This window comes from Faecalibacterium sp. DFI.5.82, assembly GCF_029076575.1.
Lineage (GTDB): Bacteria > Bacillota > Clostridia > Oscillospirales > Ruminococcaceae > Faecalibacterium > Faecalibacterium duncaniae.
This window is the reverse complement of sequence record NZ_JARFIS010000409.1, coordinates 1-316: the sequence shown is the minus strand read 5'-3', so window position 1 is coordinate 316 and position 316 is coordinate 1. Positions and strand designations below refer to the sequence as shown.

The window sequence follows — 316 nt, the reverse complement described above, 5'->3', positions numbered from 1 at the left end:
ATGAGGCTTTTATTCAAGATGATGCTTGCCCCGATCTCTCTGTTCGTGGCTTTTCTGGCTCTGATGGCAAAGTGGCTGCTTACTCTGTCCAGCTATGTTGTCGCGCAGTTGATGCTGTATATCTTTGGCTGCGGCATCTACACCGTCTACCGCCAGACTTGGGATCAATTTCTGATTCTGCTGGTTGCCGAATTTCTCTGCTTTGTCCTTTTTGTCGGCGCAACTGCAATAGTGGAGGGCGTTGAGAAATTCAGAGGTTGGCTCCGGGACCTGATTTGATTTTGAATCTGCTTGCCGCCTTCGGGCGGCTTTTTCA

At 49.7% G+C, this 316-nt stretch carries 1 protein-coding gene; it reads left to right on the top strand.

What is annotated here, in order from left to right:
* Entirely contained in the window at positions 1-279 is a 279-nt protein-coding gene (locus tag P0G09_RS17195) for a hypothetical protein (RefSeq protein WP_275253276.1), read from the top strand.
* Positions 280-316: the final 37 nt, after the last annotated feature.